Annotated in this window: 13 protein-coding genes; 9 read left to right on the top strand and 4 right to left on the bottom strand. The window is 69.7% G+C overall.

The features are described 5' to 3' along the window. Window positions 1-75 precede the first annotated feature (75 nt). The 5 genes from ABZX11_RS04740 to ABZX11_RS04720 all read left to right on the top strand — a co-directional run bounded on the left by ABZX11_RS04740 (window position 76) and on the right by ABZX11_RS04720 (window position 4,420). Complete coding sequence (locus ABZX11_RS04740; RefSeq protein WP_354910442.1) at window positions 76-1,179, top strand: PrsW family intramembrane metalloprotease; 1,104 nt, start codon at window positions 76-78, stop codon at window positions 1,177-1,179. A gap of 143 nt (window positions 1,180-1,322) precedes the next feature. Continuing rightward, window positions 1,323-2,228, top strand: a complete 906-nt coding sequence (locus tag ABZX11_RS04735; protein ID WP_354909937.1) for a DUF2520 domain-containing protein — start codon at window positions 1,323-1,325, stop codon at window positions 2,226-2,228. Next, window positions 2,225-3,130, top strand: a complete 906-nt coding sequence (gene panC / locus ABZX11_RS04730) for a pantoate--beta-alanine ligase (protein WP_176174355.1) — start codon at window positions 2,225-2,227, stop codon at window positions 3,128-3,130. Before ABZX11_RS04735 ends, panC begins: the two co-directional genes overlap by 4 nt. A gap of 10 nt (window positions 3,131-3,140) precedes the next feature. Next, window positions 3,141-3,638, top strand: coding sequence for an aspartate 1-decarboxylase (panD, locus tag ABZX11_RS04725; protein ID WP_013230457.1), 498 nt, complete (start codon window positions 3,141-3,143; stop codon window positions 3,636-3,638). A gap of 5 nt (window positions 3,639-3,643) precedes the next feature. Next, the gene (locus tag ABZX11_RS04720; protein ID WP_176174356.1) at window positions 3,644-4,420 is read left to right on the top strand and encodes a type III pantothenate kinase; all 777 of its coding nucleotides are present in this window, start codon (window positions 3,644-3,646) and stop codon (window positions 4,418-4,420) included. 4 nt (window positions 4,421-4,424) lie between these two features. Here ABZX11_RS04720 and ABZX11_RS04715 read toward each other — a convergent pair whose 3' ends face one another. Both ABZX11_RS04715 and ABZX11_RS04710 read right to left on the bottom strand, forming a co-directional pair. Next, window positions 4,425-4,826: a DUF6640 family protein gene (locus tag ABZX11_RS04715; RefSeq protein ID WP_354909932.1), complete on the bottom strand. Its 402-nt coding sequence runs from the start codon at window positions 4,824-4,826 to the stop codon at window positions 4,425-4,427. A gap of 50 nt (window positions 4,827-4,876) precedes the next feature. Beyond that, on the bottom strand, window positions 4,877-5,629 hold the full coding sequence (locus ABZX11_RS04710; protein ID WP_354909930.1) for a class I SAM-dependent methyltransferase: 753 nt from the start codon (window positions 5,627-5,629) through the stop codon (window positions 4,877-4,879). Window positions 5,630-5,706: 77 nt separating this feature from the next. Here ABZX11_RS04710 and lysS point away from each other — a divergent pair, with 77 nt between their 5' ends. After that, the gene (gene lysS / locus ABZX11_RS04705; protein ID WP_354909927.1) at window positions 5,707-7,218 is read left to right on the top strand and encodes a lysine--tRNA ligase; all 1,512 of its coding nucleotides are present in this window, start codon (window positions 5,707-5,709) and stop codon (window positions 7,216-7,218) included. A gap of 145 nt (window positions 7,219-7,363) precedes the next feature. Beyond that, a complete protein-coding gene (locus ABZX11_RS04700; protein ID WP_020641935.1) occupies window positions 7,364-7,714 on the top strand; it encodes an Lsr2 family protein in 351 nt (116 codons plus the stop codon). Between the two features lie 121 nt (window positions 7,715-7,835). Here ABZX11_RS04700 and ABZX11_RS04695 read toward each other — a convergent pair whose 3' ends face one another. Then, complete coding sequence (locus ABZX11_RS04695; RefSeq protein ID WP_354909924.1) at window positions 7,836-8,678, bottom strand: helix-turn-helix domain-containing protein; 843 nt, start codon at window positions 8,676-8,678, stop codon at window positions 7,836-7,838. A 33-nt stretch (window positions 8,679-8,711) separates the two neighbouring features. Here ABZX11_RS04695 and ABZX11_RS04690 point away from each other — a divergent pair, with 33 nt between their 5' ends. Further along, entirely contained in the window at window positions 8,712-9,281 is a 570-nt protein-coding gene (locus ABZX11_RS04690) for a TIGR03086 family metal-binding protein (RefSeq protein ID WP_354909921.1), read from the top strand. Between the two features lies 1 nt (window position 9,282). Here the strand turns inward: ABZX11_RS04690 and ABZX11_RS04685 are convergent, their stop codons facing one another. Then, a complete protein-coding gene (locus ABZX11_RS04685) occupies window positions 9,283-10,107 on the bottom strand; it encodes a (2Fe-2S)-binding protein (RefSeq protein WP_354909919.1) in 825 nt (274 codons plus the stop codon). 365 nt (window positions 10,108-10,472) lie between these two features. On the opposite strand from ABZX11_RS04685, the gene ABZX11_RS04680 reads away from it, so the two are divergent. Beyond that, the gene (locus ABZX11_RS04680; protein WP_176174363.1) at window positions 10,473-13,028 is read left to right on the top strand and encodes an ATP-dependent Clp protease ATP-binding subunit; all 2,556 of its coding nucleotides are present in this window, start codon (window positions 10,473-10,475) and stop codon (window positions 13,026-13,028) included. The last annotated feature ends 42 nt before the right edge of the window (window positions 13,029-13,070 follow it).

The following is a 13,070-nucleotide window of genomic DNA, read 5'->3' as shown; positions in this document are numbered from 1 at the left end:
GGGTGACCCGCTGTGAGCGGAACCCTCTCGCCCGCGACGGGACTTGATCGTGGACGGCGGCCTCGCCGGGTCACCGTGCTGCTGCCGGTGCTCGGGCTGATCGTGGTGGCCCTGTGCGGCCTCTTCCTCTTCGGGCTGGCCACCGCGCGGGTCGGCCCCCTCGCCGTCACCATCGGTGTTCTCGCCGCGCTCGTGCCCGTGGCCGGTGTCGTCGCCGGGTTCCTCTGGGTCGACCGGTGGGAGCCCGAACCCGCCAAGTTCCTGTTGCTCGCCTTCGCCTGGGGCGCCTGCATCGCGACCATCACCGCGCTGCTCATCAACACCACCGCCGAGGCCGTCGGGGACGAGCTGCTCGGCCAGGGCAGCGGGAACACCGTGGCCGCGCTCGTCTCCGCCCCTGTTGTCGAGGAGGCCGCCAAAGCCCTCTTCGTCGTGCTCATCCTCTGGCGGCGGTCCAGCGAGTTCGACGGCGTTGTCGACGGGGTCGTCTACGCCGGCTTCAGCGCCGCCGGGTTCGCCTTCACCGAAAACATCTACTACTTCGGGCGGGCCTTCGCCGACTACGGCTTCGGGGACGGGCACAGCCAGGGCGTCATCACCGCCTTCTTCCTCCGCGGTGTGCTCGCCCCCTTCACGCACCCGCTGTTCGCCGTGCTCACCGGGATCGGGATCGGCATCGCCGCGCGGACGACCACCAAGGCGTTGAAGATCGTCGCGCCGATTGCCGGGTACCTCGCCGCCGTCTGCCTGCACGCCCTGTGGAACTCCGCCGCGCTGCTCGGCGGGTCGAAGTTCCTCACCGTCTACTTCCTGATCATGCTTCCGCTGTTCTTCGGCGTCGTCTACCTGGTCATCCTGCAGCGGAAGCGGGAACAGCGGATCATCGCCGCCGCGCTGCCGCACATGGCCGCCGCTCGGTGGATCGCTCCTTCGGAAGTCGAGCTGCTGGCCAGCCTGCCCGGCCGTCGGGCCTGGCGGCGGCAGGCGAAACGGCAGTCCGGCAAGCAGGCCGCGAAGGCCGTCGCCGTCTACCAGGCCAGCGTGACGGAGCTCGCGTTCCTCGACCGGCACCAGCTCACCAGCGACGCCGACCGGCAGCGCCAGCAGGAGCTGCTGCACACCCTGAAGGCCGCCCGCGCGGAGGCGACGCGCCTCGCCGACGAGGCCGCCCGCGGGTGACCCGGTCCGGGTGAAGCTGGTCACCCGGGCTCAACGGCGCGCGCTCGCCCGAGTTAGTCTCGCGCCGTCGTCCGGTACCCGGAAAGGGACTGGAACGAGAGCAGAGGGAGTCTGCCAACCATGAGCGTCCACAGGCGCACGCCATGACGAGGCCCGCCCGCCTCGCGGTCGGCGTCGTTTCCGCCGGCCGGGTGGGCAGCGTGCTCGGCGCCGCGCTGGCCCGGGCGGGGCACACCGTGGTCGCCGCGTCCGGCCTGTCCGCTTCGTCACTGGCCCGTGCCGAACGCCTCCTCCCCGACGTACCGCTCCTGCCGCCCGACGAAACCGTCCGCCGGGCGGACCTCGTGCTGCTCGCCCTGCCCGACGACGCGCTCGCCGGGATGGTCCGCGGGCTGGTCGCCACCGGGTCGCTGCGGCCGGGGCAGATCGTCGTGCACACCTCCGGCGCGCACGGCATCGACGTGCTGGCCCCCGCGGCCGAGGCCGGCGCACTGCCGCTCGCCCTGCACCCGGTGATGACGTTCACCGGCCGCGAGGAGGACCTCGAACGGCTGGCCGCGTGCAGCATCGGCGTCACGGCGGCCGAAGGCGACGAAGCGGCGTGGCACGTCGGCGAGGCGCTGACCGTCGAGATGGGCGCCGAGCCGGTGCGGATCCCCGACTCCGCGCGAGCGCTCTACCACGCTGCGTTGGCCCACGGCGCGAACCACCTGATGGTGCTGGTCGCCGACTGCGCGGACCTGTTGCGCCAAGCCGGAATCGGGCAATCCGAACGCCTGGTCGCGCCACTGCTTTCGGCGGCATTGGATAATGTGCTGCGACACGGCGACCGCGCCCTCACCGGCCCGGTCGCGCGCGGCGATCTCGGCACCGTCCGCAAGCACCTCGCGGTGCTGGCGGACCGGGCGCCGGACGTGGCGCCGGCCTACCGCGCGCTGGCCAAGCGCACGGTGGCGCGTTCGACGGCTGCCGGGCTGCTGGACACCGCGGCCGCCAAAGACCTCACCGAACTCCTCGACGATCCCGCCGAAGGGCACCCAGACCAGTGACCACACCGAAATTCAGCCGCGGCACCCTGAACACGTTCGCGTCGCCCGAGCAGATGAGCCAGGTCAGCAAGGCCCTGCACGGCGTCGGCCGCAAGCTGGCGCTCGTGCCGACCATGGGCGCGCTGCACGCCGGGCACCGCGAGCTGATCCGCCGCGCGAAGCGGTTGCCGAACAACGTCGTGGCCACCTCGATCTTCGTCAACCCGCTGCAGTTCGGCGAAGGCGAAGACTTCGAGGCCTACCCGCGGCCGCTGGAGGCCGATCTCGCCGTGCTGGGCGAGGACGGCGTGGAAATCGCGTTCACGCCCAGCGCGGACGCCCTGTACGCCGAGGGCGCCGTGGTGACCGTGCACCCGGGCCCGCTCGGCGACGAGCTCGAAGGCGCCGTCCGGCCCGGCCACTTCGCCGGCGTGCTCACCGTGGTGGCGAAGCTGTTCAACCTGCTCCGTCCGGACTACGCCCTCTTCGGCGAAAAGGACTACCAGCAGCTGGTCCTGATCAAGCGGATGGTGCGCGACCTGAACATCGACACGCACGTGATCGGCGTGCCGACCGTGCGGGAGCGCGACGGGCTCGCGTTGTCCTCGCGCAACGTCTACCTGACGCCCGAACAGCGCGAAGACGCCATCGTCCTGTCGGCCGCCCTCACCGCGGGGGCGTTCGTCGGCCGGGACGGTGCGGACGCGGTCCTTGAGACCGCGTGGAAGACCCTCGCCGCGCGGCCCGCGGTCGAGGTGGATTACCTGGAGTTGAGGGGAACCGACCTCGGGCCCGCGCCCGTCGACGGTGAAGCACGACTGTTGATCGCGGCCCGGGTGGGGAGTACCCGGCTGATCGACAACGTTCCGGTGTTGCTCGGCGCCGCCGTCGAACACCCGGAGCGGCTGGACGCAGGGGAATAAGGAGTCCACGATGTACCGCACGATGCTCAAGTCGAAGATCCACCGGGTCACCGTGACCCAGGCCGACCTGCACTACGTCGGTTCGGTGACGGTCGACGAAGACCTGATGGAGGCCGCGGACCTGCTGCCGGGGGAACAGGTGTCCATTGTGGACGTCACCAACGGGGCGCGGCTGGAGACCTACGTCATCAAGGGGGAACGCGGCAGCGGGGTGCTCGGCATTAACGGCGCCGCGGCGCACCTGGTGCACCCGGGTGACCTGGTCATCCTCATCTCGTACGGCCAGATGGACGACGCCGAGGCGGCGACGTACCAGCCGCGCGTGGTGTTCGTCGACGCGGACAACCGGATCGTCCACCGGCACACCGACCCCGGCCACGCGCCGGAGGGCTCGGGGCTGCTGTCCGGCACGGTGACGCTGCCGCCGGACGAGGAGACGGCGATCTTCCCGGTCGCCGAGACGGCGGACGCCCGCCGCCTCGACGCGTTGCTGCACGCGGAAAGCTGACCCGCTTGCTGCTCACCGTCGACGTCGGCAACACGAACATCGTCCTGGGCCTGTGGTCCGGCCGGGAACTCGTGGGTGACTGGCGCATGCGCACGGACGCGCGCATGACGGCCGACGAGCTGGCGTTGACGGTCCGCGGGCTGCTCGGCCCGCACGCGGACGCGGTGACCGGGATCAGCGCGTTGTCGACGGTGCCCGCCGTGCTGCGCGAACTGCGCGTGATGCTCGGCCGGTACTACGCCGGGGTCCCGAAGATCGTCGTCGAGCCGGGCGTGCGCACGGGGGTGGCGCTGCTGGTGGACAACCCGAAGGAGGTGGGCGCGGACCGGCTGGTGAACACCCTGGCCGCGCACCACCTCCACAACACGGCGTGCGTGGTGGTCGACTTCGGCACGTCGACCAACGTCGACGCGATCTCCGCCCGCGGCGAGTTCCTGGGCGGGGCGTTCGCGCCGGGGATCGAGATCTCGGTGGACGCGCTGGCGTTGCGCGCGGCGGCGCTGCGGAAGGTCGAGCTGGTGCCGCCGCGGTCGGTGATCGGCAAGAACACCGTCGAGTGCCTGCAGTCCGGCATCCTGTACGGCTTCGCGGGCCAAGTGGACGGCCTGGTGCGCCGGATAGTGCGCGAGCTGGCCCCGGGCGGCACGGAGAAGGTGGCGGTGCTGGCGACCGGCGGCCTGGCCCCACTGGTGCTGGACGAGTCCGAGACGATCACCGACCACGTGCCGGAACTGACCCTGCTGGGCCTGCGGCTGGCTTACGAGCGCAACATCCGGCCCTGACCCGTCAGTTCCTGGCCAGCCGGCGTCGCTCCAGCAGGTAACCCAGGGCCGTCACCGCCAACGCCGGGAAAGCCGCCTTCGCCTGCGGGAACCGCGCCTCGCCCGGCGGGTCCACCGCCTTCGCACCCGGGTAGGCCAGCGCGGAAATCTGCGTCACCCAGTACAGCGACGCCAGCACCGCCCCGGCGTCGAGGCCGGCCCGGGTCGGACGCCGCCACAGCTGCCACAGGCTGGTGGCGCCGAGCGTCAGCCCGAGGCTCATCGTCTGGCCGTTGTGGAACTTCGCGTGCGGTGGCCAGGCCGGGTTGTACACGTGGGTTTCGTTCCAGTCGGCGCGGTACGGCCCCACCGCCGTCACGAGCGCGGACAGCGAGATCAGGGCCCGGCCCCAGGGTTTCCGGTTCATCGCCGCAGTGTGCAACCTCGAGTTCGATCGAGGTCAAGGCCGATCGGGAGCTACCGCCGCCGCGCGCGCAGGACCGTGGTGACCAGCGGCAGGTCGAACTCGCCGTCCGCGGTGGCCGGATTCCCGGTGAGGAACTGCCGCAGCCTGCCCAGCAGGGCCGCCGACTCCTCCGGTGCCGACACGATCACCGCGGAATACGTCGCGATCGTTTCGATCAGGCTTTCCGCCGTGCGCCGTTGCGCGTGGCGGAACCGGCTGCTTTCGAAGGATTCGAACGCGGGGTGCGTCACCTCGCGCATGTCTTCGATGCTCGACGGGCGGCGGGCACCGTCGCGGCCGAGCGCGGTGAACTCGGCGACCCACGGCACCGATTCGTCTTCGTAGTTCCACATGGGCACGCACACGCCGCCGGGGCGCAGCACCCGGCCGATCTCCGTCAGTGCCACCGGCACGTCGAACCAGTGGAACGCCTGTCCGACGAAAACGGCGTCCACGGCCGCGTCGGGCAGCGGGATCCGCTCCGCGTGGCCGGCCAGTGACCGCACCGACGGCACGGCCCGCTCGAGTTCCGCGCGCATTTCCGCGTCGGGTTCGACGGCGGTGACGTCGAGCCCGAGCGCGGCGAGACCGAGGGTGAGCTTGCCGGTTCCGGCGCCGAGATCGAGCACCCGGCGCGGTGTTCCCCGTGCGCCGGCCAGTCCCCACTCGATCGCCGTCCGGGGGTAATCGGGCCGGTGCCGGGCGTACTCGGCGGCACGGCTGCCGAAGGAAGAAGCGCGCTGACCTCGGGTGGGATCGCTCACGCTGTCCAGGCTAATCGAGGAAAGGTAAAGGTAATCCGGTTGGCGTATCGTCCGGCCGGGTTCGTACCCTATGGGCCATGACCGAAAACCCCGCTTCCACCAGCGAGCCCGCCGAAGACGAACTGCCCGAGCAGATGCGGGTGCGCCGGGAGAAGCGCGACCGGATCCTCGCGGAGGGTATCGATCCCTACCCGGTCGAGGTACCCCGGACGCACTCGCTCGCCGAGGTGCGCGCCGCGCATTCCGGGCTGCCCGCCGACACCGCCACGGGCGAGCAGGTCGGCATCACCGGCCGGGTGATGTTCCTGCGCAACACGGGCAAGCTGTGCTTCGCGAGCCTCCGCGAGGGCGACGGCACCGAACTGCAGGCGATGATCAGCCTGGCGAAGGTCGGCGAAGACGCGCTGGCGGCGTGGAAGTCCGACGTCGACCTCGGCGACCACGTGTTCGTGCACGGCGAAGTCATCACGTCCAAGCGCGGCGAGCTCTCGGTGATGGCCGACGCCTGGCGCATCACCTCGAAGGCCCTGCGCCCGCTGCCGAACGCCTTCAAGGACCTGGCCGAGGAGACGCGGGTCCGGCAGCGTTACGTCGACCTCATCATGCGCCCCCGCGCGCGGGACGTCGTGCGCACGCGCGCCGGCGTGATCCGGTCGCTGCGGGAGTCGTTCCACCGCCGCGGGTTCACCGAGGTCGAGACGCCGATGCTGCAGACGCTGCACGGCGGCGCGGCGGCCCGGCCCTTCGTCACGCATTCCAACGCGTTCGACATGGACCTGTTCCTGCGGATCGCGCCGGAGCTGTACCTCAAGCGCTGCGTCGTCGGCGGCATCGAGAAGGTCTTCGAGATCAACCGCAACTTCCGGAACGAGGGCAGCGACTCCTCGCACTCGCCGGAGTTCGCGATGCTCGAGTACTACGAGGCCTACGCCACGTACGACACGAACGCGGTGATGACCCGGCAGCTGATCCAGGAGGCCGCGCAGTCGGTGCTGGACACCCAGGTCGTCACCCTGCCCGACGGTTCGGAGTACGACCTCTCCGGCGAATGGACCACACTCGGAATGTACGAGTCGTTGTCCGATTCACTCGGCGAAGAGGTGACCCCGGAGACGCCCGCCGCCAAACTGCACGGATTCGCGCAGGCCAGGGGCCTGGAAGTGGATCCGAAGCTCGGCCACGGGAAGCTCGTCGAGGAACTGTGGGAACACCTCGTCGGAGATCACCTGCACGCACCGACGTTTGTCCGTGATTTTCCGCTGGAGACCTCCCCATTGACGCGGCAGCACCGCTCCCGGCCGGGTGTGGCCGAGAAGTGGGACCTCTACGTGCGCGGTTTCGAACTGGCCACCGGATACTCCGAGCTGGTCGATCCGGTCGTCGAACGGGAACGCCTCACCGAACAGTCGCTGCTGGCTGCGCAGGGCGATAGCGAAGCCATGCGGCTCGACGAGGATTTCCTGCGTGCCCTGGAGTACGGAATGCCGCCGAGCGGTGGTGTCGGAATGGGTATCGACCGGCTCCTCATGGCGCTGACCGGTCTCGGTATCCGGGAGACGATCCTCTTCCCGCTGGTACGACCCGAATAACCCGGCCGTGTGAGGATAGCACCGGGTTATCGCAATGAGATTTGCGCTGGTGTGCAGAAGCGGGTACTAATGTTCTGGACAAAGACTTCTGTCCCGGGGCTTGCCCCGTACCAGATCATTGAGTAAGCCCCGCAGGAGGAATCGGATGGCACAGAAGGTGCTCGTCTCGCTGGTCGACGACCTCGACGGCAGTGAGGCGGAAGAGACCGTCGAGTTCGGTTTGGACGGCGTCAGCTACCAGATCGATCTCTCCTCGGAAAACGCCGAGGAGCTGCGGGACGCGCTCGCTCAGTATGTCGAGCACGCGCGTCGTGCCGGTGGTCGCAAGCGTGCCTCGGTCCGTCCGGTCGCGGGTAAGGGTTCGGCCCGGCCCGCCGCGGTCGACCGCGAGCAGAACCAGGCCATCCGGTCGTGGGCGCGCAAGAACGGTTACGCGGTTTCCGACCGCGGCCGCATCCCCTCCGAGGTTGTCGAGGCCTACCACAAGAAGAACTGACGCCGGTTGTCCGCACCGCCGCCGCGCGGGCCGGCTGCGGGTCGTTGACCAGCGGTTACCTCTTGTCGACGCGGATTTCCACCGATGGCCGCCGGGCGAATTCTCCGCCCGGCGGCTTTCTTCATGTCCGATCGCTGTCCGGTTCCGCGGCCCTGGCGTACTGGGCAGGCGACTGACCGGTCACTGTCCGAAAATCACGGATGAAGTGCGACTGGTCGCTATAGCCCAGCCGAACCGCCAGACCGGCGTAATCGGGATCTCCTTCGGTGACGAGTCGCTGCGCTGCGTCATTGAGGCGGTAAATCCGGATCGCCCACTTGGGCGGGACGCCGACGTGTTCGGCGAACAACCGCTGGATGGAGCGGGTGGTTAGTCCAGTATCGGCGCACAGTTGCGAGACCCGGATAATTCCCGGATCACGCGCGATTGATTCCACCGCCGCCGCGGCCGCCCTCGCGGCGGGAGACAGCGTCCGGGGATTTGCGATCAGCAAGTTGTCGATCGCACCGACCATTTGCGCATCTCCGTCGGCGTTCTGCACCGATTCGGCTGCCGCGGAGGCGGCAGGCCCGAAAACGTCGGTGAGTGGGACGGCCCGGTCGGCGATGTCACTCACCGGGCCGCCGAGGAACGCGCGGAAGGTGCCCGGCCGGAATCGCACGCCCAGGCCCTGCACGAGGCCGGTGAGGCGGTGCGAAAAGACGTCGTGCGCCGGGCCGTACACGCCGGAGGCGCCGGGGAAGAACGTGGCGTGGACGGAGAGATTCGGCAGCACCCGCTGCTCGTGCGGCGGTCTGCCGCGCCGGTCCCACCGCAGGATCCAGTGGTATTCGACGAATTCGTCGAGCGGCGGCGCCGGCGGGTGCCGGGTCAGCGTGAACATCGTGCGCGCGGTGGCCTCGGCCACGATGCCGCGCGGGATCCGGTGCGTCACGCGTTCACGGTAGCTGTCGCGTTCGTCCAAGACGCGGCCTTCGCCGGCGGGTTGGATCGCCGCATGACTGCTTCGCTGCTGCGGCCGGCCGCGGCCGAGTTCCTCCGGATCGCGGGCGGGGTCACCGCCCTGACCGCGCCGACGCCGTGCGCCGGGTATGACGTCCGGGGGCTGCTCAACCATCTCTTGTACTGGGGGCCGTGGCTGATCGCGGCGGGACGGCGGGAGGACCCGCCCACCCCGGCCGGTGGCGAGGCCGAGGCGGCGCTGGTTGCGGCCGATTGGCTCGCGGACCTGGAGAAGCAGACGGAGACGATGGTCGAGGTGTTCGGCACACCGGCGGCGTGGACGGGTACGACCTCCCTGGGCTCGGCTTCGATGCCATCCGCGGTCGTGGGGGCGATGGTGCTGGGGGAGTTCGTGCTGCACGGGTGGGATCTGGCCCGGGCCAGCGGTCAGCCGTGCGCGTACGCCCCCGAGGCGGCGACGGCGGTGTACGAGTCGGCGGTGGCGATGGGGGCGCAGGCGCGGTCGATGGGGGTTTACGGGCCCGAGGTGGCGGTGGGGGCTGGTGCGTCGCCGCTGGAGCGGGCGCTGGGGGCCGCTGGGCGGGATCCGGACTGGACGGCCTGAGTCAGCGTGAGCAGGTGCGCGGGCACCCGTCGCACTCGTCCGACGACGGCAGCAGGTACGAAAAACAGCAGCTCTCCCGCCGCCTCGTCCACTCGCGGTGCCCGTCCGCCCCCTCCGCCAGCCGCAGTGTCGACGCCGACGTCAGCGGCGCGTACCGCTCGTCCAGCACCAACGCCGCATCCGCCACACCGGCCCCCTCGGCCTCCGGTGTCCCGCCCTGCCGGCCCGCCCACCACAGCGAGTTCTCCAGCGCGTCCGTCGCCGCCGCCCACAGCGTCCTCCGGCCCAATCTGCTCACCGGGGCATACACCTGGACGAACCGGGCCGCATGCGCCAGGTAACGCGCCCGCAGCACCGCCGCCAGCGCTCGCTCGTCGCGGACCACCGTGGCCTCCGGGCGGGCCGATCCCGGGTCCGTCGGGAGGCAGTGGAACCCGTCGTCCAGCTGGGCCATCCCGTCCGGGTGGGGACGATCGTCCGCGAGGCGGAACGCCAGCGACGACGGCTTCAGCGACGGCACCCGGCGCTCGTGGTGCCAGAGCAGCGCCCCGACGTACGCCGGGACGTGCAGGTACCAGGTCATCACCCAGCTGGCCGTCGTGCTCGCCGGGGCCGCCGAGTGCTCGCGGAGCAGCCAGTCGCCCAGCAGGCCGCGCCACTCGTCGAAGTTCGACGGCGTCTCCAGCAGCTCCGAACAGCGGATCCAGCCCTCCGGGACGTCGCTGCGGAGCTCGCTGCGGGTCTGGCGCCCCGAGATGCGCCGCAACGACGACGCGAGGCCGTCGCCGACCTCGCGTGCGTCACGGAAGGACCGCTGCTGGTTCAACCGCGGCCCCTTCCTCGAAGCGCCGTAGTGGATTAGGCGTGCCTAACCTTACAGACTCCGGAAGGCTGCGCCAATCGGGTGGGTCACTCCCAGCTTGCGGACTGTTCGCGGTGAGCGGACAGCGCGCGGATGGCGGAATCCAAGTGGCCGCTCGCACGTTGGGCTTGACGTAAAGGTGCAGGGCAACCTGATGATGGGAGCACCCGGGAAGATGCCACGTCCGGGTGCGGAAACGACCGCGAGAAGCCGTAGTGGTAAGCCAGCGCGACCGCTTGGCTACTAGAGTGGTCTCACGGTGCTGAATCCATCGCGGTGAAAGCACGCGATGGAAACGGGCCGCCGGCGCAGCAGTCGAGGGAGTGCACATGTTTGAGAGGTTCACCGACCGCGCGAGGCGGGTGGTCGTCCTGGCTCAAGAAGAGGCCAGGATGCTCAACCACAACTACATCGGCACCGAGCACATCCTCCTGGGTCTGATCCACGAGGGTGAGGGTGTCGCCGCCAAGGCGCTGGAGTCGCTGGGCATCGCCCTGGAGGGCGTGCGCCAGCAGGTCGAAGAGATCATCGGCCAGGGCCAGCAGGCGCCGAGCGGGCACATCCCGTTCACGCCGCGCGCCAAGAAGGTGCTGGAGCTGTCGCTGCGCGAGGCGCTGCAGCTCGGCCACAACTACATCGGCACCGAGCACATCCTGCTCGGCCTGATCCGCGAGGGCGAGGGCGTCGCCGCGCAGGTCCTGGTCAAGCTGGGAGCGGACCTCAACCGGGTCCGCCAGCAGGTGCTGCAGCTGCTCTCGGGCTACCAGGGCGGCAAGGAGTCCACCGAAACCGGTTCCGGCCGCGGTGAGGGCACCCCGTCGTCTTCGCTGGTCCTCGACCAGTTCGGCCGCAACATGACCGTGCTCGCCCGCGAGGGCAAGCTCGACCCGGTCATCGGGCGCGGCAAGGAGATCGAGCGGGTCATGCAGGTGCTGTCCCGCCGGACCAAGAACAACCCGGTGCTCATCGGCGAGCCCGGCGTCGGCAAGACCGCCGTCGTCGAGGGCCTCGCGCAGAGCATCGTCAAGGGCGAGGTGCCCGAGACGCTCAAGGACAAGCAGCTCTACACGCTGGACCTGGGCTCACTGGTCGCCGGCTCCCGCTACCGCGGTGACTTCGAAGAGCGCCTGAAGAAGGTGCTCAAGGAGATCAAGACCCGCGGCGACATCATCCTGTTCATCGACGAGCTGCACACGCTCGTGGGTGCGGGTGCCGCCGAGGGCGCGATCGACGCGGCTTCGATCCTGAAGCCGATGCTCGCCCGCGGTGAGCTGCAGACGATCGGTGCGACCACCCTCGAGGAGTACCGCAAGTACATCGAGAAGGACGCCGCCCTCGAGCGCCGGTTCCAGCCGATCCAGGTCGGCGAGCCGTCGCTGGAGCACACGATCGAGATCCTCAAGGGCCTGCGCGACCGGTACGAGGCGCACCACCGCGTCTCGATCACCGACTCGGCGCTGGTCGCCGCCGCGACCCTGGCGGACCGGTACATCAACGACCGGTTCCTCCCGGACAAGGCGATCGACCTGATCGACGAGGCAGGCGCCCGGATGCGCATCCGCCGGATGACCGCGCCGCCGGACCTGCGGGAGTTCGACGAGAAGATCGCGAACGTCCGCCGCGACAAGGAGTCCGCGATCGACGCGCAGGACTTCGAGCGGGCCGCCCGCCTGCGTGACGAGGAGAAGACCCTCCTCGGCCAGAAGGGCGAGCGGGAGAAGCAGTGGAAGGACGGCGACCTCGACGTCGTCGCCGAGGTCGACGACGAGCAGATCGCGGAGGTGCTGGCCAACTGGACCGGCATCCCGGTGTTCAAGCTGACCGAGGAGGAGACCACCCGGCTGCTGCGCATGGAGGAAGAGCTCCACAAGCGCATCATCGGCCAGGAGGACGCGGTCAAGGCCGTCTCGCAGGCGATCCGCCGTACGCGTGCCGGCCTGAAGGACCCGAAGCGCCCGTCGGGCTCGTTCATCTTCGCCGGCCCGTCCGGTGTCGGTAAGACCGAGCTGTCCAAGGCGCTGGCCTCGTTCCTGTTCGGCGAGGACGACGCGCTCATCCAGATCGACATGGGTGAGTTCCACGACCGCTACACCGCTTCGCGGCTCTTCGGTGCCCCTCCGGGCTACGTGGGCTACGAAGAGGGCGGTCAGCTGACGGAGAAGGTGCGTCGCAAGCCGTTCTCGGTGGTCCTGTTCGACGAGATCGAGAAGGCGCACCAGGAGATCTACAACACGCTCCTGCAGGTGCTGGAGGACGGCCGCCTGACCGACGGTCAGGGCCGCACGGTCGACTTCAAGAACACGGTCCTCATCTTCACGTCCAACCTGGGCACCTCGGACATCTCGAAGTCCGTCTCGCTCGGGTTCGCCGGGTCCAACGACACCGGCACCCGGTACGAGAAGATGAAGCAGAAGGTCAACGAGGAAATGAAGAAGCATTTCCGCCCGGAGTTCCTGAACCGGATCGATGACATCATCGTGTTCCACCAGCTGACGCAGGAACAGATCATCCAGATGGTCGACCTGATGATCGGCCGGGTCGAGACCCAGCTCAAGGCCAAGGACATGGAGCTGGAGCTCACCGCCAAGGCCAAGTCGCTGCTGGCCAAGCGCGGCTTCGACCCCGTGCTCGGTGCGCGGCCGCTGCGCCGCACGATCCAGCGCGAGATCGAGGACCAGCTGTCGGAGAAGATCCTCTTCGGCGAGGTCGAGCCGGGCCAGATCATCCTGGTCGACGTCGAGGGCTGGAGCGGCAACCCGGAGGACAAGGACGACCAGGCGCGGTTCACCTTCCGCGGCGAGCGCCGTCCCTCGTCCATCCCGGACGCCCCGCCGGTCAGCATCGGCGCGGGCCACGAGGAGCAGGGCGAAGCCGAGAACGACTGATCCCGGCTGAGTAGTTCACCGAAGGGCGGTTCCCCCGGGCGG

This window comes from Amycolatopsis sp. NPDC004169, from assembly GCF_040610315.1.
Taxonomy (GTDB): domain Bacteria; phylum Actinomycetota; class Actinomycetes; order Mycobacteriales; family Pseudonocardiaceae; genus Amycolatopsis.
Note: the sequence above shows the minus strand (reverse complement) of the source record. Positions and strands in the feature narration are given on the sequence as shown.

Bases quoted from the DNA above. Each gene is read 5' to 3' on its own strand.
- ABZX11_RS04690 (WP_354909921.1), top strand. From the start codon at position 8,712: ATGACTGCTTCGCTGCTGCGGCCGGCCGCGGCCGAGTTCCTCCGGATC.
- lysS (WP_354909927.1), top strand. From the start codon at position 5,707: ATGACCGAAAACCCCGCTTCCACCAGCGAGCCCGCCGAAGACGAACTG.
- ABZX11_RS04715 (WP_354909932.1), bottom strand. From the start codon at position 4,826: ATGAACCGGAAACCCTGGGGCCGGGCCCTGATCTCGCTGTCCGCGCTC.
- ABZX11_RS04680 (WP_176174363.1), top strand. From the start codon at position 10,473: ATGTTTGAGAGGTTCACCGACCGCGCGAGGCGGGTGGTCGTCCTGGCT.
- ABZX11_RS04700 (WP_020641935.1), top strand. From the start codon at position 7,364: ATGGCACAGAAGGTGCTCGTCTCGCTGGTCGACGACCTCGACGGCAGT.
- panD (WP_013230457.1), top strand. From the start codon at position 3,141: ATGTACCGCACGATGCTCAAGTCGAAGATCCACCGGGTCACCGTGACC.
- ABZX11_RS04735 (WP_354909937.1), top strand. From the start codon at position 1,323: ATGACGAGGCCCGCCCGCCTCGCGGTCGGCGTCGTTTCCGCCGGCCGG.